Origin of the sequence: Streptomyces sp. NPDC005551 (assembly GCF_042871785.1) — a bacterium.
In the GTDB taxonomy this organism is placed as follows: domain Bacteria; phylum Actinomycetota; class Actinomycetes; order Streptomycetales; family Streptomycetaceae; genus Streptomyces.
In genome coordinates this window covers 362,888-383,363 of the sequence record NZ_JBIAJE010000007.1, presented here as the reverse complement: position 1 = coordinate 383,363, position 20,476 = coordinate 362,888, and the positions used below count along the sequence as shown (strand labels likewise).

General features: G+C 72.2%; 23 protein-coding genes. 8 read left to right on the top strand and 15 right to left on the bottom strand.

Translation table 11 applies throughout. The features are described 5' to 3' along the window. The first annotated feature begins 53 nt into the window (after positions 1–53). The gene (locus ACFYP4_RS22455; protein WP_388787369.1) at positions 54–581 is read left to right on the top strand and encodes a MarR family winged helix-turn-helix transcriptional regulator; all 528 of its coding nucleotides are present in this window, start codon (positions 54–56) and stop codon (positions 579–581) included. Positions 582–750: 169 nt separating this feature from the next. On the opposite strand, the gene ACFYP4_RS22450 is transcribed toward ACFYP4_RS22455, so the two are convergent. Both ACFYP4_RS22450 and ACFYP4_RS22445 read right to left on the bottom strand, forming a co-directional pair. Beyond that, a complete protein-coding gene (locus ACFYP4_RS22450) occupies positions 751–2,034 on the bottom strand; it encodes an APC family permease (protein WP_358852564.1) in 1,284 nt (427 codons plus the stop codon). Positions 2,035–2,514: 480 nt separating this feature from the next. Next, entirely contained in the window at positions 2,515–2,919 is a 405-nt protein-coding gene (locus ACFYP4_RS22445; protein WP_358852529.1) for a hypothetical protein, read from the bottom strand. 245 nt (positions 2,920–3,164) lie between these two features. On the opposite strand from ACFYP4_RS22445, the gene ACFYP4_RS22440 reads away from it, so the two are divergent. Beyond that, the gene (locus ACFYP4_RS22440) at positions 3,165–4,019 is read left to right on the top strand and encodes a helix-turn-helix domain-containing protein (protein WP_388787365.1); all 855 of its coding nucleotides are present in this window, start codon (positions 3,165–3,167) and stop codon (positions 4,017–4,019) included. Positions 4,020–4,182: 163 nt separating this feature from the next. Here ACFYP4_RS22440 and ACFYP4_RS22435 read toward each other — a convergent pair whose 3' ends face one another. The 5 genes from ACFYP4_RS22435 to ACFYP4_RS22415 form a co-directional block, all read right to left on the bottom strand. Further along, positions 4,183–4,674 (bottom strand): DUF5949 family protein, encoded by a 492-nt coding sequence (locus ACFYP4_RS22435; RefSeq protein WP_358852531.1) that lies wholly within the window; start codon positions 4,672–4,674, stop codon positions 4,183–4,185. Between the two features lie 231 nt (positions 4,675–4,905). Further along, a complete protein-coding gene (gene msrA, locus ACFYP4_RS22430) occupies positions 4,906–5,418 on the bottom strand; it encodes a peptide-methionine (S)-S-oxide reductase MsrA (RefSeq protein ID WP_358852532.1) in 513 nt (170 codons plus the stop codon). Positions 5,419–6,008: 590 nt separating this feature from the next. Continuing rightward, positions 6,009–6,500, bottom strand: coding sequence for an RNA polymerase sigma factor (locus tag ACFYP4_RS22425; protein WP_358852533.1), 492 nt, complete (start codon positions 6,498–6,500; stop codon positions 6,009–6,011). A 99-nt stretch (positions 6,501–6,599) separates the two neighbouring features. Beyond that, positions 6,600–7,217 (bottom strand): class F sortase, encoded by a 618-nt coding sequence (locus ACFYP4_RS22420; RefSeq protein WP_358852534.1) that lies wholly within the window; start codon positions 7,215–7,217, stop codon positions 6,600–6,602. Beyond that, on the bottom strand, positions 7,214–7,582 hold the full coding sequence (locus ACFYP4_RS22415) for an LPXTG cell wall anchor domain-containing protein (protein ID WP_358852535.1): 369 nt from the start codon (positions 7,580–7,582) through the stop codon (positions 7,214–7,216). Before ACFYP4_RS22415 ends, ACFYP4_RS22420 begins: the two co-directional genes overlap by 4 nt. A 138-nt stretch (positions 7,583–7,720) precedes the next feature. On the opposite strand from ACFYP4_RS22415, the gene ACFYP4_RS22410 reads away from it, so the two are divergent. Beyond that, complete coding sequence (locus ACFYP4_RS22410; protein ID WP_388787359.1) at positions 7,721–7,861, top strand: hypothetical protein; 141 nt, start codon at positions 7,721–7,723, stop codon at positions 7,859–7,861. Between the two features lie 38 nt (positions 7,862–7,899). On the opposite strand, the gene ACFYP4_RS22405 is transcribed toward ACFYP4_RS22410, so the two are convergent. The 4 genes from ACFYP4_RS22405 to ACFYP4_RS22390 all read right to left on the bottom strand — a co-directional run bounded on the left by ACFYP4_RS22405 (position 7,900) and on the right by ACFYP4_RS22390 (position 10,807). Then, positions 7,900–8,595, bottom strand: coding sequence for a DNA alkylation repair protein (locus ACFYP4_RS22405; protein WP_388787356.1), 696 nt, complete (start codon positions 8,593–8,595; stop codon positions 7,900–7,902). 178 nt (positions 8,596–8,773) lie between these two features. Then, positions 8,774–8,977: a cold-shock protein gene (locus tag ACFYP4_RS22400; RefSeq protein WP_358852537.1), complete on the bottom strand. Its 204-nt coding sequence runs from the start codon at positions 8,975–8,977 to the stop codon at positions 8,774–8,776. Positions 8,978–9,159: 182 nt separating this feature from the next. Further along, the gene (locus ACFYP4_RS22395) at positions 9,160–9,639 is read right to left on the bottom strand and encodes a carboxymuconolactone decarboxylase family protein (protein WP_388787353.1); all 480 of its coding nucleotides are present in this window, start codon (positions 9,637–9,639) and stop codon (positions 9,160–9,162) included. 304 nt (positions 9,640–9,943) lie between these two features. Then, on the bottom strand, positions 9,944–10,807 hold the full coding sequence (locus ACFYP4_RS22390; protein ID WP_388787350.1) for a PhzF family phenazine biosynthesis isomerase: 864 nt from the start codon (positions 10,805–10,807) through the stop codon (positions 9,944–9,946). Positions 10,808–10,899: 92 nt separating this feature from the next. On the opposite strand from ACFYP4_RS22390, the gene ACFYP4_RS22385 reads away from it, so the two are divergent. Then, complete coding sequence (locus tag ACFYP4_RS22385; RefSeq protein WP_358852540.1) at positions 10,900–11,787, top strand: LysR family transcriptional regulator; 888 nt, start codon at positions 10,900–10,902, stop codon at positions 11,785–11,787. Between the two features lie 122 nt (positions 11,788–11,909). Here ACFYP4_RS22385 and ACFYP4_RS22380 read toward each other — a convergent pair whose 3' ends face one another. After that, positions 11,910–12,401, bottom strand: coding sequence for a cupin domain-containing protein (locus tag ACFYP4_RS22380; RefSeq protein ID WP_358852541.1), 492 nt, complete (start codon positions 12,399–12,401; stop codon positions 11,910–11,912). A 176-nt stretch (positions 12,402–12,577) separates the two neighbouring features. Here ACFYP4_RS22380 and ACFYP4_RS22375 point away from each other — a divergent pair, with 176 nt between their 5' ends. The 3 genes from ACFYP4_RS22375 to ACFYP4_RS22365 all read left to right on the top strand — a co-directional run bounded on the left by ACFYP4_RS22375 (position 12,578) and on the right by ACFYP4_RS22365 (position 16,919). Then, entirely contained in the window at positions 12,578–14,077 is a 1,500-nt protein-coding gene (locus ACFYP4_RS22375) for a hypothetical protein (RefSeq protein ID WP_358852542.1), read from the top strand. A gap of 191 nt (positions 14,078–14,268) precedes the next feature. Beyond that, positions 14,269–15,570 carry a MoxR family ATPase gene (locus ACFYP4_RS22370; RefSeq protein WP_358852543.1) on the top strand — a complete coding sequence of 434 codons (1,302 nt, stop codon included), beginning with the start codon at positions 14,269–14,271 and terminating at the stop codon, positions 15,568–15,570. Between the two features lie 143 nt (positions 15,571–15,713). Beyond that, positions 15,714–16,919 carry a VWA-like domain-containing protein gene (locus ACFYP4_RS22365; RefSeq protein ID WP_358852544.1) on the top strand — a complete coding sequence of 402 codons (1,206 nt, stop codon included), beginning with the start codon at positions 15,714–15,716 and terminating at the stop codon, positions 16,917–16,919. 299 nt (positions 16,920–17,218) lie between these two features. Here ACFYP4_RS22365 and ACFYP4_RS22360 read toward each other — a convergent pair whose 3' ends face one another. From ACFYP4_RS22360 to ACFYP4_RS22350, 3 genes are read right to left on the bottom strand one after another with little or no spacing between them, the layout of a single operon-like run. After that, positions 17,219–17,899, bottom strand: coding sequence for a DUF3618 domain-containing protein (locus ACFYP4_RS22360; protein ID WP_358852545.1), 681 nt, complete (start codon positions 17,897–17,899; stop codon positions 17,219–17,221). Continuing rightward, positions 17,875–18,273 carry a phage holin family protein gene (locus tag ACFYP4_RS22355; protein WP_358852546.1) on the bottom strand — a complete coding sequence of 133 codons (399 nt, stop codon included), beginning with the start codon at positions 18,271–18,273 and terminating at the stop codon, positions 17,875–17,877. Before ACFYP4_RS22355 ends, ACFYP4_RS22360 begins: the two co-directional genes overlap by 25 nt. 10 nt (positions 18,274–18,283) lie before the next feature. Next, positions 18,284–18,889, bottom strand: a complete 606-nt coding sequence (locus tag ACFYP4_RS22350; protein ID WP_358852547.1) for a hypothetical protein — start codon at positions 18,887–18,889, stop codon at positions 18,284–18,286. A gap of 548 nt (positions 18,890–19,437) precedes the next feature. Here ACFYP4_RS22350 and denD point away from each other — a divergent pair. Next, on the top strand, positions 19,438–20,454 hold the full coding sequence (gene denD / locus ACFYP4_RS22345) for a D-erythronate dehydrogenase (protein ID WP_358852548.1): 1,017 nt from the start codon (positions 19,438–19,440) through the stop codon (positions 20,452–20,454). The last annotated feature ends 22 nt before the right edge of the window (positions 20,455–20,476 follow it).

The window sequence follows — 20,476 nt, the reverse complement described above, 5'->3', positions numbered from 1 at the left end:
GAACGCGCGCGCACGACAGCATCGGGGGATCAGGCCCCTCGGAGGGGAAACGCATGACCGAACGCACCCGCTCCACCCACGAGTCCGTCCGCGCGGCGGCCCGCCAGGCCGGCGGCGTCGTCGAACTTCTCGACGTCATGTGGGAACAGGCGCGCAACGACATCCCCGCCCCGTACATCCCGGCATCCCAACTCCGCGTGATGTACCTCGTCGACCGGGAGAACGGCATCCGCATGCGTGCCCTCACCCGGCTCCTGGGCGCCGCGCCTCCCTCGGTGTGCCGACTGGTCGACCGTCTCCAGGCCCTCGGCTTCATCGAACGCAGGCCGTGCCCCGACAGCCGCCGTGAAGTCACGCTCTGTGTGACCGGCGCCGGCCGCACACACCTGGCCCGGATCCGCGAACGCCGCGAGCAGCTCCTCGTCCAGGCCCTCGACGCCATGCCGGCACACGAGCGCGACGCACTCGCCGAGGGCCTCACCGGATTCCGTCAGGCACTGGTCGAGCAGCCCATGCTGCGCCTCGTCCACCCGGACACCGCACCGGCTCCCACGGCGCGGGACACGGCGCAGTCCGCCTGAGACCGGCCGTCACCCCGCGGAAGCCCGCAACGTCCCACGCGGTTCTCCCCGGCCGCGCCGTCGCCCTGCCCCGCGAGTTCCCGGGCCGCGACTTTCACGATGTCAACGCCGGCCGAAGGCACGCTCTGAGCGGGCCTCACGGCACGGGGCTTGCTCGCGACCGTCGCCCTCATTCCGGCTGGGCGGCGCGATCGTCGCGCCGACGTCGGCGGGCCGCGACGATCGCGGGGACGACTCCCACCGCCAGTACGAGGAGTCCGCGCTTCCAGACCTCGCCCTCGACGCGCGTCGCGAGCAGGACGCAGGACGCCGCACCCAGCACCGGGATGACAGCCGGCACCCGGAAGTACTTGCGGTCGACGACGTCCTTGCGGAGGACCAGCGCCGCCGTGTTCACCATGAAGAACACCACGAGCAGGAGCAGGACCAGGGTGGAGGCCAGGGTGGCGACATCACCCGTCAGGGCAAGGAGCAGCGAGAGCGCCGTGGTCACGGCGATCGCGACCCAAGGGGTACGACGCTGCGGCAGCACGGTCGTCAGCTGGCGGGGCAGCAGTCCGTCCCGGGCCATACCGAAGGCGAGGCGGGAGGACATGATGCCGGTCAGCAGCGCTCCGTTGGCGACGGCGACCAGCGCGATCGCACTGAACAGCCGCTCCGGTACACCTCCGGCGGCCTTGACCACTTCGAGCAGCGGTCCGCTGGAGCCCGCGAGGGTCTTGGCGGGAACGGCGGCGGTCGCCGCGAGCCCGACAAGACCGTAGATCAGCCCGGCGGTGCCGAGCGCACCGAACAGCGCCCGCGGATAGGACCGGACGGGATCACGCGTCTCCTCCGCCACGTTGACGGATGTCTCGAAACCGACGAAGGAGTAATAGGCCAGCACCGCTCCGCTGAGCACGGCGGCGGCCGCGCTCTCGTGCGGGGTGCCGAGGTCGGTCAGCGAACCGAGGTGTCCGTCACCGCGCAGGACGATCCACGCGCCGAGCACCACGACGATGAGCAGGCCGCCCACTTCGACGAGCGTCGCGACGACGTTGGCACGGGTGGACTCCTGGATGCCCCGGGCGTTGAGCAGCGCGAGGGCCACCAGGAACACGACGACCACCGCCGCCACGGGCAGCGAGACGAACGCGGTCAGGTAGTCACCGGCGAAGCCACGGGCGAGCGCGGCGACGGACACGATCCCGGCTGCCAGCATGCAGAACCCGGCCAGGAACCCGGCGAACGGACCGTACGCCAGCGTGGTGTAGTGCGAGGCGCCGCCGGCACGCGGGTACTTGGTCGCCAGTTCCGCGTAGCTGCCGGCCGTCAGCAGCGCCAGGCACAGAGCGACGGTCAGCGGGACCCAGACGGCACCGCCGGAGGCCGCGACGATCTGTCCCACGAGGACGTACACACCGGCGCCGAGGACGTCGCCGAGGATGAAGAAGTAGAGCAGCGGAGTGGACAGCGCGGACTTGAGCGGACTGGGCGACGACGTCCGGGTGTCCGGCTGCGCTCCGTCCTGCGTCGGCCGGCCCGGTGCGGGGGTGCTGGAGGCGTTCACGGGGGTCAGTCCGCCTCTCGTCCGGCGGGCCCGGTCGCGCGGTGGGGGTGCGTGCCGTGCCGCTCGGGTGACGGTCGCGGCGCCCGCCGGGACGGTCGTGGCGCGGTCGGCTGTCCGGTTGTCCCAGGCCGGCTCGTCGACTCCGGGGCGCGGTCGCCCGTCGTCGTACCGACTCGCAGATCAGTAGCTCTGTCCATGTGCTGGTGAGTAGCCCGTCGGACCGAAGGGAAACGGAAGCGGGCACGAGAGCGCGTTCGGACGCCGGTGCGTGCGGTGGGTGCGGGTGGCGGGCGCCGACGACCGGCGGGGCGGCGGCCGTCTCGCGGACGTGGACGTGCGCGCGGTGGTGGTCCCGGCCCGTGCGAGGCCGGGACCACCTGTCCGTCAGCTCGCGAGCAGGCCGGTGTTGGAGCTCCAGCCCTGGAACTGGAGGTAGTAGGAGGCTCCGGGACGGGTGTCCTTGAAGATCACCGTCCACGTCCCCTTCGTGGCCGTGATCCAGCTGTGGCACTTGTTCACGGTGCAGACCCGCACGGTGCGGGTGGCGTCCGTCTTGATGTTCAGGTCGTTGCAGTTGCCGTCCACGACGTCCCAGTTGCCGTAGTTCGGGTAGTGGGCGTAGTCGCCGTTGGCGCCGGGTTCGGCCCAGTAGGAGTAGGCCGAGCCGTAGCACGACAGGGCGCCGCCGGCCGTGGCAGGCGCCCCGGAGGCCTGCACGGGCGCGACGGCCGCTGCCAGTACGGCCGCGGTCCCGGTGAGTACGGCGGCAATTCGCCTGGTCCTGGTCATTGGTCCCCCAGTTTTCGTCGGTGTTCGGCCGGACGGACCGACGCCTCAGTGGAACCGCACCGGTCGTCCGTGGTGAGCAGCGTCGCCGAGACCGTGCCGCCCTGGCTTGTACGAATGCGACCTACGGTGTTCGGCACTCGTGTGCGGCGCCGGTTGCCGGCCATCTCGTCGGGCCCGGGGATGCCTGACGGCCGCGGCTTCTACGATTGCTGTCATGTTCGCGTTGACCGATGGGGGATCGGGCCATGCACGAATTGCTCAGCCGGCCTGCGGCGGCACATCTGCGGGGTGAGGTGCTGGGGTACCGAGGCTTCCGCTTCGACGTGATGGGGAGCCGGCGCCGGCTGCTGGTACCCGACGGAGTGGTGAAGGTGATGCTGGGGTTCGGCGACCCGTTAAGGGTGGTGGACCCCTGCGACCCGGCGTGTTCCGGCAGCGGGGTCTCCCTCGCCAACGGCATCCGGGCGACGGCCGCGATCGGCGAGCACACCGGACTGATCCGCGGGGTGACCGTCCTGCTGACTCCGCTCGCCGCGCACCGGCTGTTCGGGGTGCCCATGTCCGAGTGGTCCCGGCTGTCGGTGGCCCCGCAGGAACTGTGCCGTCGGCCGTGGGCCGGGTTGCCCGCCCGGCTGGCGGACATCCCGGACTGGGACGGCCGGTTCGCCCTGCTGGACCGCGTGCTGCACGAGGCACTCGCCGGGGGCCCGGCGGGCAGCCCCGAGGTGGCCTGGGCGTGGCGGAGGATCCAGCGGACGCACGGGTGTACCCGTATCGAGGAACTGGCGGCCGAGACCGGCTGGAGCCGCCGCCACCTCGAACGGCGCTTCCGCTGTCAGATCGGGCTGACCCCCAAGAGCGCGGCACAGGTGATGCGGCTCCAGACGGCTCTGCGGCTGCGGGAGACCGGCTCGAACTGGTCCGATGCGGCGGCACAGGCCGGGTACCACGATCAGCCGCACTTCGACCGCACGTTCAGGGCGATGACGGGCCGCACACCCACCGCCTTCCACGCGAACCGCACCGCCGCCTCCCCGCACGACGCTCAGGACTTCGTGCCGGGGCAGGTGACCAGCGCGCTCCTCACGGACCATGCGTAGGTGCCGGGTCCGGACCGGTCGGCGGCAGGACCGGCGTGCGGAGCTGCGGCACGACCGATGAGGAGGCCGAGGCCCGCGTCGGCAGCGGTGGACGCACGGCTGCCGACGGCGGGGGTAGCCCGCGTCGGCAGCCGTAAGTGCCCGGCTGCCGACGGCGGCCGGATCAGCGGTCGCGCAGCTTGCGGGCCGGCAGCACGACGGTGGCGGACGACTTCAGGGTCTCCTCGTCGTTGGCGAAGGCGGCCAGCGCGTCGTTGTCGTCCAGTTCGCCGCCCGGCCAGGGCCGTGTGGTGAGGACGAGGCAGGCACAGCCGCGCTCGGCGATCGCTGCCAGCCAGGCCGCGGACGGGACGATCTGCGCGTTGATCTGCGGCATGGTCAGGACCGCCGAGCCCTCGACGACGAGCAGGCCGACCGGCAGGCTCGGCCGGGCACTGGCGTCGACCAGGCCCTCGTCCATGGAGAGTCCGGCGTTGTGCATGAGCTGTTCGACGGCGGCCGAGGAGCCTTCGGGCCCGTTCTCGCCGTCTCCGAGGGAGAAGGCGAGAACGTAGGGAACGGCGCCCTGGGGCGTGTCGCGGCTCCAGGACATGGCGACGAGGGTCCCCAGCTCCGCGGAGCGCACGGGGCGCGTTTCTGTTGAGTTCGAGGTCACCGCGTCACCGTATCGGCGCCACCGCGGCACCTTCGGGTCCACTCACTCGACCGGGTGACGCACCACGAGTCCTCTACCCGAACGAAGGACGGCGTGCGACGTCCGAAGGCACCCGCGGCGGCAGCCGAGAGCCGGCAGCGGAAGCCGGGCGGGGGCGTTGGCCGGGGTCCGGCCGGAAGGGGCCGGCCGGAGGGGGCCGGCCGGAGGGGGCCGGCCGGGGGCACCGCCCTCTTAACGCTCCGCACGCTTCGGCAGGCGCCAGTTCGGCCGCGGGAAGTGGCAGGTGTAACCCTCCGGGTACCTCTGCAGGTAGTCCTGGTGCTCCGGTTCGGCCTCCCAGAACGCGCCGGCGGGCACGACTTCGGTCACGACCTTGCCGGGCCACAGACCCGAGGCCTCGACGTCGGCGATGGTGTCCTCCGCGACGCGCCGCTGCTCGTCGTCGAGGTAGAAGATGGCGGATCGGTAGCTGGCGCCGATGTCGTTGCCCTGCCGGTTCTTCGTGGTGGGGTCGTGGATCTGGAAGAAGAACTCCAGGAGCGCGCGGTAGTCGGTGGCCGCGGGATCGAAGGTGATCTCGATCGACTCCGCGTGGTCGCCGTGGTTCCGGTACGTCGCGTTGGGGACGTCGCCGCCGCTGTATCCCACCCGGGTGCCGGTGACACCGGGGAGCGTGCGGATCAGCTCCTGCATGCCCCAGAAGCAGCCGCCCGCCAGCAGCGCCCGCTGCCCTTCGTTACTCATGATCTGTCTCCTTTTTCCGTCGGTGCAGGACGGTTTCCCGTCACTGCACAACGACTTCGCGACGTGCCTCCGGTGCGTCAGGCCCCTGCGGCGCACTGTGGTGCGAGCCGACACCGGTGACGCAGTCCGTCGAACACCGCGGAAGGATCAGTCATTCCCCGGCGGCCGGGCCGCTCCGCGCGGCGGGCCGGGTGGGGACCGCTGTGCTGCCCCCGCGTGACGGCGTCGCGGCCGGTCCGCGAGTCGGATTCGAGCCGCTGCTGCGGCCCCCGTCGCTCGGTGAAGGGCGGACCGGCCGGGGTGATGCCGGCGCGGAGGTGCCGGCCGGAGGGCTGCTCACGGGCGGCGGGGCGAGAGGGACCGTCGGGGTCACCGGTGCTTCGGATGCGCCCGTGCTCAGCGGCAGCGCCACGAGGACCGCGACGGCACAGGACAGCCCGACGCCGACGGCGGCACGGACCGCCTTGCGGCGAGCCGCGCCTCGCCGGACCATTTCGTACCGGCCGGGGGGCGCGCTCAGGTAGCCGGTGGAGGGCCGCAGGATGACGGCGAGCGGGTCGTCGAGTTCGAGGTCCGGGTCCGGACCGTCGTCATGGTGTGCGATCAAGGCTTCTCCCCAGGTGGGCGCGGAGCAGTTCTCGGGCCGCGTGGAGGTCGGCCTTGATGGTTCCTTCCTTGCGTCCGGTCAGCGCGGACACCTCCCGGATGGGCATGTCCGCGTAGTAGTGCAGCAGCGTAGGGACCCGCAGGCGTTCCGGCAGGGACTGTACGAGCAGGCGTACCGAGGGGTCGGTCTGTTCGTTGTACGGACGGACGGCGGCCTCGGAGGTCACGCGACGCACCGCGCGGCGCTCGCGCTCCGTCCTGCGCCAGTGGTCCCGGACCAGGTTGGCCGCCGTCACGTACAGGAAGCCGCGGGGTTCCTCCACCGATGTCCAGCGGGCCCAGAGCCGGGTGAAGGCCTCCGAGGCGATCTCGTGGGCTGTCTCGTCGTCGTCGACCAGCCGGCGGCACCAGCCGGCCAGCCGTGGGTAGACGGCAGTGAACAGCTCGGACGCTGCCCTGTCGCGGGACCGTTTCAACGCTCTCCATGGTCGTGACCGCACGGAGTGCCGTGTGGTTCGTGGGGGAGGATCCCGGGCGGCCGGTGTACGTTCCGTCCGCCCGGGATCCGGCGGGGTTCAAGGGGTCGGGGACTTCAACGCGGCGAAGACGATCACGTTGTCGCGGTAGTGGCCACCGGTTCGAGGGCCGCCGCACGTGATGACCCGCAGTTCCGGACGGTCGACGTCCCCGTAGACGTCGTCCGCCGGGAAGTCGGCCTGGGCGACCGTCCGTACGGAACGCACGGCGAAGACGGCCGCCGTGCCGTTCTCCAGCGTCACGGTGATCGAGTCGCCCGGCCGCAGCCTGCCCAGGTGCCGGAAGACTCCGTCCCCGTAGGCACCGACCGTGACATGGCCGAGGATCACCGACGGTCCGACCTGTCCCGGCGTCGGTGAGTGCCGGTACCAGCCCGCGCGGTCGTGCGCCGTGACGGGCGGTACCCGCACCCTGCCGTCCTCGGCCAGCCCCAGCCGGATGACCGGGGTGTCGACCGAGATGGCCGGGATCCGCAACCTGACCGGGGCCGAACGGCCCGCGGACCGCGGCGGTTCGGCCGCGCCGCCGGACCGCGAGGTCTGTGGCGCGGTCCGCGGCCCGGCAGTTCGGGGGCTGCCGTCCTGGTGCCCGCCACAGGCCGCCAGCAGCGAACCCAGCGCGGCAGCGGTGAAGGCCCGCCTGGAGGGTGACGTCATGCCGTGGCAGTGCGCCGACGGCGTACGACGAGGAACACGCCGCCGCCCACGACGGCCGCCGCCGCGGCACCGCCGGCCACCGCTCCCCCGTTCCCGGTGCTCCCGGCCGCGGGCGCCACGCCCGTGTCGGGCGCGCCTTGCGGAACTCGGCTGACCTGACCCGGAGCCGGGGCCCGGGTCGGGGCCGTGCTCGGGGCCGCGCTCGGGGCCGTGTCGCTGGGGGCGCGTGTCGGAGCGGCGGTCGGGCGCGCCGAAGGGGCGGTCGGGACCGAGGTCGGGGTCGGTCCGTCGGCGAATGCCGGTACGGCCCCCGCCAACACGGCGGTGCACGCGAGTGTCATGGTCCCCAGGGCAGTTCGGCGCATGAGGTGCTCTCCTTCTTCCGTCGGCCCGCCCGGACACGGGCGGACCGGGTTACAGGTCGAGCGGAGAGACGAGGCAGCGAGGGACCAGGTTGTAAAGAGATGGCAAAGGCGTGGCGACGGATACTTCCGGCGCGTGCGGTGAGGCCGGGCGCTCGGGAGCATCGGCCCGCCGGTGACCACCGCGGGCACACGGTCGCCCTTCTCTTCGCCCTCGCCCTGCTCGCCCAGTGGCTGCGCTCCCACCGCACCGTCGGGACGGGCACCTGCCCGCAGACGTGACAAGTGGTGGGCCGGGTGCTGTCGGAACGGACGGAGCGCTACCGCGTCTTCACGTACCGCGCCCGTTTGTCCGGCGCCAGTCGCTCGGTCGCGTACCGCACCGTGATCCTCGGCAGCCCGGCGAGGTTCCGGTCGAGGAAGTCCACGATCACTTGTTCGTCCCGGCGGCCGATCTCCCTGAGCATCCACCCCAGCGCCTTGTGGATCAGCGGCTCCGGGTCCCGCCGCAGCCTGAGGACCAGCCGAAGGGTCGGCTCGAAGCGGCCGGCCCGGATCAGCGCCAGCGTGGCCACCACGGCGATCCTGCGGTCCCACAGCCAGGGCGAGGCGGCCAGTTCGTCCAGCACGTCCAGTGAGCCGTCCAGGAGCCACGGCCCCAGCACGACATGCGCGGAACCGTCCACCAGGTCCCAGTTGTCCACGCAGTCGGTGCGGGCCAGATAGAAGTCGACCAGCGTCTTCCGGTCGTCACCACGGGCACCACGCATCCGCTCGGCCAGAATCAGCAGGGCGGTGAACCGCTCCTCGTGCACTCGGCTGCGCAGCAGGAGATCCACGTCCTGCAAGGACAACTCCGGACATCGGCGCGCCAGTTGGCGCATCACCGGGACGCGTACGCCGAGCAGCTCGTCGTCTTCCGCGCGGCTGAGCACCCGTACCAGCTGTTCCCGGACAGCCGGCTCCGCGTGATCCCTCAGCTCGGCCCGCAGTCTCCCCAAGGTGCCAGTCGCCATGCTGACGGACGTTAGCGCTCGGGGCGCGGGAACCTCCACTCGCTGCCCCGCACGTGGCGGCCTGTGCCATGTGCCGTCGGCAGCGCACCCGTTCAAGGCGTCGGCACGTCCCCGGGAGGAACGAATCCTGGCAGGGCGAAGGGGCCCGGCGGTGCACCGGGCCCCTTCTGCGGGCGGGTCAGGCGCGCACGATGTTCTCGGCCTGGGGGCCCTTCTGGCCCTGGCCCACGTCGAAGGTGACCTGCTCGCCCTCCACAAGCTCCCGGTAGCCGTTGCCGGAGATGTTGGAGTAGTGGGCGAAGACGTCCGGTCCGCCGCCGTCCTGGGCGATGAATCCGAAGCCCTTCTCGGAGTTGAACCACTTCACGGTACCGCTGGCCATGCTGCTCGTCCTTCGATATCGCCGGGCATCCCGGCTGGTCTGTTGGCAGTGCCCTCCGCGACCGGACGGCACCCGGCATCCGTTCTACCCCGTCGACGGCTCGGTATCCGGCTTTTCCGCCGGTCGCAGCGTGCCGTGGCACCGGTGCCGGTGCCGGCACCGGATGAGGTTCCGTCCCCCGGTCAGCTCGACAGGTCGGCGAACATGCCGGGCTCGTACGAACCTCCCGGGTTGTGCACGATCACGTTCATCCGGGTCGCCGCGTTGATCAGGGCTACCAGGCAGACCAGCGCACCGACCTGGTCGACGTCGTAGTGCTTGCGCACTTCGGCCCAGGTCTCGCCGGACACACCCCGGTCACCGAGCCTGGTGCCCTCCTCGGCGAGCGCAAGCGCCGCCCGCTCGGCCTCGGTGAACACCGTGCTGTGGCGCCAGGTCGCGACCAGGTTCAGCCGAAGCGCGGTTTCACCGGCGGCTGCCGCCTCCTTGGTGTGGACGTCCACGCAGAAGCCGCAGCCGTTGATCTGGCCGACCCGTAGCTCCACCAGTTCCCGCAGGGTCTTCGGCAGCGGCGACTGCTCCAGGACCGTGGAGACGTTGTAGAACCGCTTCGCGATCTTCGCGGCGGTCGGGCTGTCGAACAGGTTGAAACGAGGTTCCATGCCGGCGTCCTCACTCGGGGGATGGAGTGCCGCGCGAGCCGTACGCGCGGCGCGGTTGCGGACATGGAGACACCGCCACCCCAACCCCTGTGACAACGGGTTCATGTGACGGGCGCCACTGACTGCGGGTGCCGAACGGTCGTGGTCGGCCGACCGGTGAGGGAGTACGTCGCGGATGCCGCTACCCGGGGCCGTGCTGCCTGCACGGCACGGCCTGGCCGGTGACGCTCCTATCGCTTGAGCGGCACCGCTTGGCCGGTGGCGTGCCTATCGCTTGAGCGGCACCGCTTGGCCGGTGGCGTGCCTATCGCTTGAGCGGCACCGCTTGGCCGGTGACGCGAATGCGCGGGTCCGCAGGATCGATGTCGACTCTGAGCAGGCTGGGGCTGCCCATGTCCTCGCCCTGGCGGATGCGCACGGTCCGGCCGCGGGGTGCCAGGCCGAGACTTCTCAGGTAGCCGCCGAACGCGGCCGCCGCGGCGCCGGTCGCCGCGTCCTCCACCACTCCCCCGACGGGGAACGGGTCACGGGCGTGGAAGAGGTCGTCCGACTCCTTCCACAGCAGTTGCAGCGTTGTCCAGCCGTGACGCCGCATGACGTCACCGAGGGCGTCGAAGTCGTAGGCCAGGTCGGCCAGTCGGGCCCGGGTGGCGGCGGCGAGGATGAGGTGCTGCACGCCGCCGAAGGCGACATGCGGCGGCAGAGCGGGGTCGAGGTCCGCCTTCGCCCACCCCAGGGCGGCGAGTGCCTCGTCCAGCTCGGCCTCACCGGCCGGCCGGGTGCGGGTCGGGACGCTGGTGAGCGTCGCGTGGAGGGCCCCGGCGGAGTCGGCGACCGTGACCACGGGGACCTCGCCCACCGGGGTGTCCAGCACCAGCGTTCCGGGACCGATGCGCTCGGCGAGGGCGACGGCCGCGGCGACGGTGGCGTGCCCGCAGAAGTCGACCTCGGCGAGAGGGCTGAAGTAGCGCACGGTGAAGCGGCGCCGCTCGTCATCGTGTCCCGTGATGAACGCCGTTTCGGAGTAGCCCACTTCGGCGGCGACGGCCAGCATGCGGGCGGAGTCGAACGACGTGGCGTCCAGGACGACGCCTGCCGGATTTCCGCCCTGAGGGTCTGCGGTGAATGCGGTGTAGTGGAGTACCGCGTCGGTGAGGCTCACTGTCATACCTCCACGGTGCCACCTGCCAGCCATTGAAGAAAGCGATGATTGTCGATGGCCGCCATCAGCGATTCCGATTTCCGGCGTAGAGTCCTGGTGTGGAGACGCAGTTGATCCGGACTTTCCTGACCGTCGTGCGGACGGAGAACTTCACCGTGGCCGCAGCCGAACTCCATCTGTCGCAGTCCACCGTGACGGCGCAGGTCAAAGCTCTGGAGAAGTTGCTGGGAGTCCAGCTCTTCGACCGTATGCCGCGTGGTGCCCGCCCGACGGCGGCGGCGCGACGGCTGGCGCCGGAAGCCGGCGCCGTCCTCGAAGCGGAAGCGCGGCTGCGGGCGGCCGCCGCGGACTCGGAGCCCTCGGGGACGGTCGCCGTGGCGGCCGGTGACACTCTGTGCTCCGCGCACCTTCCGCACGTGATCGTCGCGCTGCGCCGCAGCCACCCGAACATCGCCGTGCATCTGTTTCCCGCGGGCACGCAGGCCGCGGTCGAAGGGCTGCGCAGCGGACGTCTGGATCTTGCCCTGCTCCTGGAGGACTCGGTTGCCTTCCCCGGTCTGACGGCATCCGTGATCGCCACCGAGCCGCTCTCCCTCGTGGGACCGCCGGGTCACCCCCTGGCCTCGCTGCGAAAGCCCGCCGACTGGCCCCGGCTAGCGGAGGAGGACGTCTTCCTGCACGAGGAGGGCTGCTCCTACAGCGACCGCATCGCGGGCCTGCTCCAGGCCGCGTCCGGCGCCCGGACCCGCCTGACCCGGCTGGGCAGCAGTGAGGCGGTCCGCAACTGCGTCATGGCCGGCCTCGGTATCAGCATCCTCCCCGCCGCGGCGGTCGAGAACGCGCTGCGGGAGGAGCGCCTCACCGTCATCAGGGGCCCGGCACTCCCCGACGTCTCCGTCCAACTGGTGCGCCACGGGGAGCGCTGGACCTCGCCCGCGGTCCGCGTCGTGGTCGAGGCCCTGACGAAGCACTTCGCCACCGCGTAGGGCCGGTGCCACGGCATCGGGCCGGTGCCACGGCATCAGGCCGGTGCCACGGCATCGGGCCGGTGCCACGGCATCGGGCGGGAGCTGCCGCCGCGCACGCCTTCCCGTTCTGCCGGGCCCCGTCAGGAGCGGCCCGACGGGCCCTCGTAGGACCGGGTCCGGTAACGGCTCCGGAACTCGGCCAGCAGGTCGTCGGTCGCCTCGGCCCCCGCGCTGACAGCAGCGTGGACGTCGCGGAAGTAGTTCTCGTAGCCGGCAGGGGTGTACAGACACAGAGCGCGGGCGGGAACGGTACCTCCGTTGCGGAAACCGTGCGGGGCGCCACGGGTCGCGGCGAGCAGGCTGCCCGGGCCTGCCGTCACCTCGCCGTCCCCGGTGTGCAGGGTCAACTCGCCTTCGAGGACGTAGAAGTACTCGTCGTGCCCGTCGTGCACGTGCGGTCTGGCGCCGATCGTTCCGGGAGCCAGGCGGAACTCCTCGAAGGCGAAGTGTCCGCCCGTGTGCTCACCGGTGAGCCGGAAGAAGTGGGCGACACCGGCGACGTCCAGGAGTTCACCGTCCTGAGGGCGGCGCAGCAACGCACGTGCGGGAGAGTGGGCTTCGTGATCGGTCATCGGGACATTGTCACCCGGGGATTGACCAGTTCTCCCCCCGCCCGGGGTGTGCCGCGATCAGGGCCGACGGGCAGCAAAGGGGAATGACAGATCATCATCGGCGTGCTTACGATGCGGGGGATGAACTACTTCTCCGTTTCCGGATTGGGGGAATCATTCGCGCAAGGTGAGTGCTGATGGCACATCACTTCGCGAACGAGATTCCCGCCCACCTGTCGATGTGGCAGCGCGTACGTGAGTACGCCGTGCCACCGTCCATGATCGAGACCGCGACCGCACGGCGTGCCGTCGGTGACTGGGCCGGGGCCTGCGCCGCCGCCCGTGTCCACGTCGATCTCGACCTGCGCGCCGTGCGCGACCGCCACGGCACCGAAATCGTCACCCGGCTCCGCGCCGATCTGCGGCGCCTGGCGCCTGACCTGCTTCGCTGGCACATGCCGCGGATCGCTCCCGACGGACGGCTCCGCCCCGCTCTCACCATCTCGCTCGCCCGATACGGCGGTTCGGGTCGCACTCCCCCGCACCTCGTGGTGCGGACACCGCCGGCCCGGGCGGACGCCGGACAGCACTTGTCGCTGGCTCTGTGGGAGGGGCCGGGGAGCCGCAACCCCGGACACCACCCACATCCGCATCCCGACCGGCGTTTCCGACTCGACCTGCACCGGCATCTCTGGGACGCCGGACGGAGCCGTGAATTGGCGGAGCGGTGCGGTGCGAGCCCAGCACGGTCCCCGGCGACGCCCGCGCCGTCCCGGGTAACCCACCATCCGTTCATGGCGGTTGGGCCGGATCAGCTCGGCGGGCACGACTCCCTATGGGCTGTGGGGAGTTGGGCCGCCGAGGCCGAGTTGTTGCTGCGGGCCGAGGGACGGCCGCGCGGGGCCTTCGCCGTACGGCTCGGTGCACGGAACCGCATCGTGCTCGAACTCTTCGCCCCCGACGACAGCCATGTCCCGGTGTTCCGGCCGCTGCGGGAGGACGTGCTGCCACCACGGCAGCAGATCGCGGCGCTTCCGGTGCTGCCGGAGGCCGCGGCACGGGTTCTGCCGGATCTGGAACTGCTGCGGGCCGGTCTCATTCCTCCCGAGCGGCTGCATCCGCTCGTCGCCGAAGCGCTGGCGGCGTCCACACCGGCGACGCCGGGCGAATCCGCTCCCGAGCCCGGCGATCCGCACCGTGTCGAGTGCCGGGGCGAGAACCACCGGATCGCCCTGCGGGACGGGGTGCTGACCGCGGTCGACCACGACCCCGGCGAACTGCGGCGCGAGGAACTGCTCGTGGCGTTCGGCGGCCCGCCGCTGCCCTGCCTTCGTGTCATCGACGCGGTGCACCGCGATCCGGAGGCGCTGCCCGCGGTCCGGGAACGGCTGCGGCACGGTGACTTCACCGGCGCCCTGGCTGTGATCGAGGGCCTGTTCGGCCCCGGCGCGATCCTGCGCGACGGGCCGCTCCGGACGGAACTGGAGTCGGCCGCGGCCCGCCGGATCGACCACGGGCTCTTCCGCTCGGGCCTGGTCACGGGTCACCCCGGTGCCGGTACGGCAGGTGGCGAGGGCACGCCGGGCACGGGGCGGGCGACGAAGGGCCATCGTCTCCGACTCGACCGCCGTACACCGCTGCCGGTACGCCGCAAGATGAGCAGCCGGTCCCGGCCCCGGATCAGCCTGGCCCCTTGACCGGCGGTCACGCCGACGCCCTCGTTTCGACCGCTCCGTGTGCCAGCGCTGAAGCCGGCCGACCTCGCGTCGTGACGCGCCGTCCTGCCGAAGTCGCCTTCATCGACCGCGCGTTGCGCCCTGCACGACTCCATGACGTCTGACGTCCGGGGCGAGCTTCCCCGCCCCCTATTCCCCTCAAGGTGATGCCCATGACCACCAGCACCCTCCTCCCCGCCCCGGTCCCGCCCCCCACCGGCACGTCCGTACCTGTCAGGGCATCGGGGACGGGCTCACAGCTCGGCGTCGCCGGCGAACTCCTGACGCTCCTACGGACCACCACCACCGAGTCGCGCTCCGACGAGCAGCTCGAAGCGCTGACCCTCGCCGTGGCGGCGGACCTGCCCGTGCTGCTCTGGGGCGAGCCGGGCATCGGCAAGACCGCGGCTCTGACCCAGCTGGCCGCCTCGCTCGACCTGCCGCTGACGACGGTGATCGCCAGCGTCCACGAACCGTCCGACTTCTCCGGCCTGCCCATCGTCGGCGAGGACCCGGCGGTGCAGGGCGTGCCGATGGCACCGCCGCAGTGGGCCGTGGAACTCGTACGAGCCGGCCGCGGACTGCTCTTCCTTGACGAACTCTCCACGGCGACCCCGGCCGTCCAGGCCGCGCTGCTCCGCGTCGTCCTGGAACGGCGCGTCGGTGCGCTGCAACTGCCGCCGGGCGTACGGGTCGTGGCGGCGGCCAACCCTCGCGCTTCGGCGGCGGACGGCTGGGAGCTGAGCCCCCCGCTGGCCAACCGGTTCGTGCATCTGTACTGGGTGCACGACCAGGAGGTGGTGGTGCGCGGACTGGGCGGCGTCTGGCCGCGGGCGGAGCTGCCCCGCCTCGAGCCGGAACGGCTCCCGGAGGCGGTGGCGTTCTCCCGGCGCGTGGTCTGCGGTTTCCTGGCCGCCCGGCCGACGTTGATCCACCGGCTGCCGAACACGGAGACGCGGCGCGGCGGTGCCTGGCCCTCGCCGCGGAGCTGGGACGCGGCGTTGACCCTGCTCGCCTTCGGCACGGCGGCATCGGTCTCCCGGGAGGTGCTGGCCCTGCTCGTACGGGGCGCGGTGGGCGACGGGCCGGGACTCGAACTCCTCGCGTACCTCGACCGGATGGACCTGCCGGACCCGGAGTCGCTGCTGGCCGATCCGGCCGCTGCCGAGCTGCCGGAACGGGGCGATCTGCGGCAGGCGGCGCTGGAGGCCGTGGTGGCCGCCGTCGGAGCCCGGCCCGAGCGGGAGCGCTGGGAGGCGGGCTGGGCGGTGCTGGTCCGGGCGCTGGAGACCGGCGCCGCGGACCTGTTGGTCGCCCCGGCGACGACGCTGGCCGCGCTTCGGCGCGACGACTGGGACGTGCCGGAGACGATGGAACGTCTGGCCGGGGTGGTCGGTCTCGCCCGCCGGGCGAACCAGTCGGTGGGCCGGGTCACCGCGGCCGCCGCCCGGCGTGCGCCGGGGGCACGCCGATGACGGGCAACCCGAGGCGCTCGGTACCACTCCCCCGGCCGCGCCCGATGCCCCGTCCCGCGCCGCCGCGCCCGGTGCGGGCCGCGTTGCGGGACCGGCCGCCAGGGCCCTTCGGCGCGGTCGGCCGGCACGGAATTCCGCTGGACATGGAGAAGTTGCTGACCGCCCGGTTGCACGCGGTGAAGGTACGCCCCTATCTCGCCGACGCCCTCTTCGCGCTGCATGTCGTGGAGGACCGGTCGGTGCCGACCATGGCGGTGGACGCACACTGGCGCTGTTATGTCTCTCCCGGGTTCGTGGCCCGTATGCCGGTGGAGGAACTGGCGGGCGTCTGGGTGCACGAGGTGTCCCATCTGCTCCGGGACCACCACGGGCGGAGCGAACGGTACGCGCGGCGGCACGAGGAGTACGGGCCGGGAGAGCGGTTGCGCCGTAACATCGCCGCCGACTTCGAGATCAACGACGACATCTACGGTGAGGGCCTGCCCCGGCCTGCCGGAGCGGTGCTGCCGTCGCTGCTGCGGCTGCCCGAGGGACTGCTGATGGAGGAGTATTTGCGGAGGGCCTCGATGTCCGCACTCACCGCCGACCTTGCCTGGCTGGACTGCGGCAGCGGTGCCGACGGGCAGGCGCGGCCGTGGGAGCGGGGTCCCGACGGGGCGCACGGGTTGAGCAGGCAGCAGCAGGACGCGGTCCGCTTCCGCGTGGCGGAGGGGATCAAGGGCCGGCCGGGCGACGCGCCGGAGGGGTGGCGTCGGTGGGCGGACGAGGCGTTTCATCCGCCCCAGCCGTGGCGCCAGCTGCTGGGGGCCGCGGTCCGCTCGGCGGCGGGTGCTCCGGGGGCGGGCGAGAACCACAGCTATTGGCGGCCGTCCCGGCGTTCGGCGGGTGTCCCCAAGGTGCTGCTGCCGAGCCTGCGCCGTAAGCCGCCCCGGGTCTGTGTCGTGATCGACACCTCCGGATCGGTGAGCGACGCCGAGCTGGGTAGCGCGTTGCTGGAAGTGGCCGCGATCTCACGAGCCGTGGGCGGCCGACGCGACCTCGTCTCGGTGATCTCCTGCGACGCGGCGGCCGGGGTCGCGGTCCCGCTCTGCCGCGCCGAGAACATCGAGCTGGTCGGCGGCGGGGGGACCGATCTGCGCTCCGGCTTCGCCCGGGCGCTCCGCTCCGGGCCTCGCCCGGACGTGATCGTGGCACTGACGGACGGCCAGACACCCTGGCCCTCCGCGGCGCCGCCCTGCCGCACCGTCGTGGGCCTCCTCCCCCGCCCCGCCCACGGCGCGAACGAGGCGAACCCCGACTACGTCCCGGACACGCCACCAGCCTGGGCGCGTGTCGTCACGATCAGTTGAGCGGGCCGTGGGTCCGAGGCACACGCTGACCGCCACTGGAGCCGCTCGGGCGATCGCGGCTGTCGGCACCGTGATGTGACGACGGGCCCTCGCACCCGCCTCGTCGACCTGGAAGCGGAGTGGAAGCGCGACCACAGGGGCATCGTCCACATTCACCGTGCATGCCAGGGTCGCCGGCCCACAAGACCGCTGGGCCGGCGACAGGATACGGCGAGGGCGCCGGTGCGGCGGCCGGGTCGGAGGCGGTGCCTCATGTCCCCACCCATGCCTCCCGCCCGCGGTGCCGCCGGCGACGGTGGTCACATGGCGCCGGGCGACTGCCGCCGGGCCTCGTCGGCCACCTCCTGGCCGGACTGCCGGGCCTGCTCCGTGACCTGACCCGCCTGGTCGGTGGATGCTTCCTTGGTCGTCCGGACGGCCTCCGCGGCGCTGTCCTTGACCTCCTGAGTGGCCTGCTTGGCCACCTCCGTGGCGTCCTCCTTCACATGCTGCGCGGATTCCATCGCCGCCTGCTTGACGGGCTCGATCACCTCACCGGCGTTCTCGGAGAGCTGGGAGACCGCCTGCTCCTCGGCCTGCGAGCCGGGCAGGAGCGAGGCGGCGAGCAGCCCGGCGCCGAACGCGATCAGGCCCGCCGCCAGCGGATTGCCCTGCGTCTGCCGCACGGCCTGCTCCGGGGCGCCCCCGACCGCTTCACCGACCTGGCCGGCCTTCTGGCGCACCGTGCCGGCGGCCTGCCCGACGCTGTCCTGGACGGACGCGGCGGCCTGCTGACCGCGGTCCCTGGTGCTCTGCGTGGTTCCGGAAGCGGTGCCCATGACGCGCTCGCGCGCTCCGGAGAACGCTCCGCGGACTCGGCCGGTGCGACGACGCACGATCCGTCCGGGGCTGGTGCGGTCGGCCAGCCGGTCGACATTCTCCGACAGTCGCCCGCGGGTGGCCTCGATGTCGGTTCTCACTTGGTCGGGTGACGTGCCCATTGCGCGTCCTCCTTCAGGGTCTCCATGGTCTGCTCCGGCTTCGGGGACACCTCCCGCATGCGGGAGCGGCCCTTGCTGAACAGCACTGCCGCGACGACCGCCCATACGGCGGCGACGATCAGCGCCGCCCATCCGGTGTCCATCACGTTGGCCAGGCCGTACATCGCCGCGAGTGAGGCGAACAGGGCGACCATGTAGCCGCCGAATCCGGCTCCCCCGTACATTCCGGCGGCTTTGCCCGCCTTGGCGGCCTCCTGACGAATCTCGATCTTGGCCAGTTCGGCTTCCTGCCGGAAGAGCGTCTGGACGTCGGAGGCCACTTCCGACAGCAGTTCCCCGACCGAGGGGTCCTGACCGCGTGGCTCCGGTGCCATCGACGACATGTCACACCTCCGGGTAGGCGTGCGGCTCGACCCGGACGGCCGCCAGCGGCGGTCCGGGCGGCCCCACGGCCGGTACCGGGGTGCGGGCCTCCTGCACTCCCGGTCCGGACTGCGCCTTGCCGCCGGCCTTGACGAGTCTGCCGGCCGCGAACCCCGCCAGTGCCGCCCCCGCCAGGAAGGCTCCCGGCCGGCGCCGCGCGAACCCCTTCAGGTTCTCGCCCATGCCTTCCACACCGTGCCGTTCCAGGTAGTCCGCTGCCCGGTGGCCACCGTTCGCGGCCTGGGACACCATGCTGCGAGCCGGGGAGTCGCCGGGCGCGTTGCGCGTCAGCTCCGACAGGTCGTCCGCCCACTGGCGTACCGTCTCGGCTGCCCGCTGCGTCTGACCCTGCATTTCCTCGGTCACACGGTCCCGCAGGTCTCCCACGGCGCCTTCGGCCTGGCGGCGTGCCGTTTCCGCGACCGTCCTGGCCTGATCCATCGCGGTCCCCGCCACCTCGCCCGCGGCGTCCTTGGCCTGGCCCGCTGTGGCCGATGCCTGTTCTCTCGCGGTCTGTCCGGCCGCCTGTACGCGCCCGGCCCCGCCGTCGGCGGACTGAGTACTCATGGCCCTCACCCTCTTTCCGGGCGCGGATCGGCCGTCATGCTTCGGTGAAAGACCGTGCGGGGGCTACCACCCACTCGCCACGGTGGTGGTCTCTCGACTCGGTGAAGGGGCCTTACCGCGCCTGTGTGCTCATGTACCGATTGAGACCCTTTGCGAGTATCCGAGGCATTCCATGCGAAACAGCCTGAGTACGCATAAATGGGACAGCCGGTGTCGGCCGGGTCGCCCGGAGACCCGGGCAGGGCCGGGACCCGCAGCGAGTCACAGGCCGGGCATCCGCCCACTCCGCCTGTCCCCGGGCACCGGCCTCCCCGGTCAGTACGGGGAAGCCGCAGCGCGAAGCGGCTTCCGCCGGGGGACACAGGGCCGGCGGCGACTTCGCCCGCTGCCGAAGTTCGTCAAGACCACGGTGCCGATGCGCAACGCTCCCGTCCCTCACGCCCACCGCACGGGCGCTCGCCGGTCGACGGGGGCCTGCCGCGCTCCGCGAAGGGGTAGCACTACGGCGCGCGCGTCCCGTTCGCCGGCCGCCCCTGAGGAGAAGTCACATGAGGATCGTCATCACGGGCGCGTACGGCTTCCTGGGGCGCCTGCTCACCGAGGCCCTGCTGCGTACGCGCACCTTCGGCGGTGAACCGATCACCCGGCTGGTGCTCGCCGACCGGGTCGTGCACCCGGACCTCCCGCAGACGGCCGACCCGCTCGTGGACATCGCGCACGGTGAACTGATCGACAGGGTCGGCGAGTTGTTCGCCAGTCCGGTCGACGTGGTGTTCCATCTCGCAGCCGCGGTGTCGGCCGAGTGCGAGGCGGACTTCGACCTCGGGATGCGCGTGAACCTGGACACCACCCGGGCACTCCTGGAAGCCGCGCGGGCCCAGTCGGTGGCCGGCGGGCCCGTCACACGGATGCTCTTCGCCAGCAGCCTGGCCGTCTACGGATCGCACCCGGCGACGCCCCTGCCGCCCGTGGTCAGTGAGACAACTCTGCCGACACCGCAGTCGAGTTACGGGACACAGAAGCTCGCCTGCGAGTATCTCGTCGCGGACTGCACGCGCCGAGGATTCGTCGACGGACGCGTCGCTCGCCTGATGACCGTCGCCGTGCGGCCGGGCGAGCCGAACGCGGCCGCCTCCGGCTTCCTGTCCGGCATCATTCGCGAACCGCTCGCCCGACTCCCGGCGACCTGTCCGGTCGACCCCGCCCTGCGCGTGGCGCTGGCCTCACCGCGACGCACGGTGCGGGGGATCCTCCGCGTCGCCGAGGCCGAACGGGGCCACGGACCGGGGCGGATCGAGGGCCCGCTGCCCGTCAACCTCCCCGCTCTCACGGTCTCCGTCGCGGAGATGCTCGCCGTCCTGCGCCAAGTGGCCGGATCCGCAGCGGACTTGGTGACCATCGCCCCCGACCCGGCGGTCGAGGCCGTCGTCGGCTCATGGCCGGCCGTCTTCGACAACACGCGCGCCACCTCGCTCGGGCTTCGGCCGGACCCGAGCTTCCTGTCGGTGGTACGGGACTACCTCGACGATCACCCCCACGCGGTGACCCGCCCTTCGGATGCGTAAGGGTGCGCCCGGCCGCCCCCTG

Excerpts from the sequence above, each read along its gene's own strand:
- ACFYP4_RS22405 (WP_388787356.1), bottom strand. The coding sequence starts at position 8,595 with ATGGCGACTGGCACCTTGGGGAGACTGCGGGCCGAGCTGAGGGATCAC.
- ACFYP4_RS22455 (WP_388787369.1), top strand. The coding sequence starts at position 54 with ATGACCGAACGCACCCGCTCCACCCACGAGTCCGTCCGCGCGGCGGCC.
- msrA (WP_358852532.1), bottom strand. The coding sequence starts at position 5,418 with ATGAGTAACGAAGGGCAGCGGGCGCTGCTGGCGGGCGGCTGCTTCTGG.
- ACFYP4_RS22395 (WP_388787353.1), bottom strand. The coding sequence starts at position 9,639 with ATGGAACCTCGTTTCAACCTGTTCGACAGCCCGACCGCCGCGAAGATC.
- ACFYP4_RS22375 (WP_358852542.1), top strand. The coding sequence starts at position 12,578 with ATGGCACATCACTTCGCGAACGAGATTCCCGCCCACCTGTCGATGTGG.
- ACFYP4_RS22400 (WP_358852537.1), bottom strand. The coding sequence starts at position 8,977 with ATGGCCAGCGGTACCGTGAAGTGGTTCAACTCCGAGAAGGGCTTCGGA.
- ACFYP4_RS22440 (WP_388787365.1), top strand. The coding sequence starts at position 3,165 with ATGCACGAATTGCTCAGCCGGCCTGCGGCGGCACATCTGCGGGGTGAG.
- ACFYP4_RS22365 (WP_358852544.1), top strand. The coding sequence starts at position 15,714 with ATGGAGAAGTTGCTGACCGCCCGGTTGCACGCGGTGAAGGTACGCCCC.
- ACFYP4_RS22390 (WP_388787350.1), bottom strand. The coding sequence starts at position 10,807 with ATGACAGTGAGCCTCACCGACGCGGTACTCCACTACACCGCATTCACC.
- ACFYP4_RS22445 (WP_358852529.1), bottom strand. The coding sequence starts at position 2,919 with ATGACCAGGACCAGGCGAATTGCCGCCGTACTCACCGGGACCGCGGCC.
- ACFYP4_RS22380 (WP_358852541.1), bottom strand. The coding sequence starts at position 12,401 with ATGACCGATCACGAAGCCCACTCTCCCGCACGTGCGTTGCTGCGCCGC.
- ACFYP4_RS22360 (WP_358852545.1), bottom strand. The coding sequence starts at position 17,899 with ATGGGCACGTCACCCGACCAAGTGAGAACCGACATCGAGGCCACCCGC.
- ACFYP4_RS22415 (WP_358852535.1), bottom strand. The coding sequence starts at position 7,582 with ATGCGCCGAACTGCCCTGGGGACCATGACACTCGCGTGCACCGCCGTG.
- ACFYP4_RS22355 (WP_358852546.1), bottom strand. The coding sequence starts at position 18,273 with ATGGCACCGGAGCCACGCGGTCAGGACCCCTCGGTCGGGGAACTGCTG.
- denD (WP_358852548.1), top strand. The coding sequence starts at position 19,438 with ATGAGGATCGTCATCACGGGCGCGTACGGCTTCCTGGGGCGCCTGCTC.
- ACFYP4_RS22420 (WP_358852534.1), bottom strand. The coding sequence starts at position 7,217 with ATGACGTCACCCTCCAGGCGGGCCTTCACCGCTGCCGCGCTGGGTTCG.
- ACFYP4_RS22370 (WP_358852543.1), top strand. The coding sequence starts at position 14,269 with ATGACCACCAGCACCCTCCTCCCCGCCCCGGTCCCGCCCCCCACCGGC.
- ACFYP4_RS22350 (WP_358852547.1), bottom strand. The coding sequence starts at position 18,889 with ATGAGTACTCAGTCCGCCGACGGCGGGGCCGGGCGCGTACAGGCGGCC.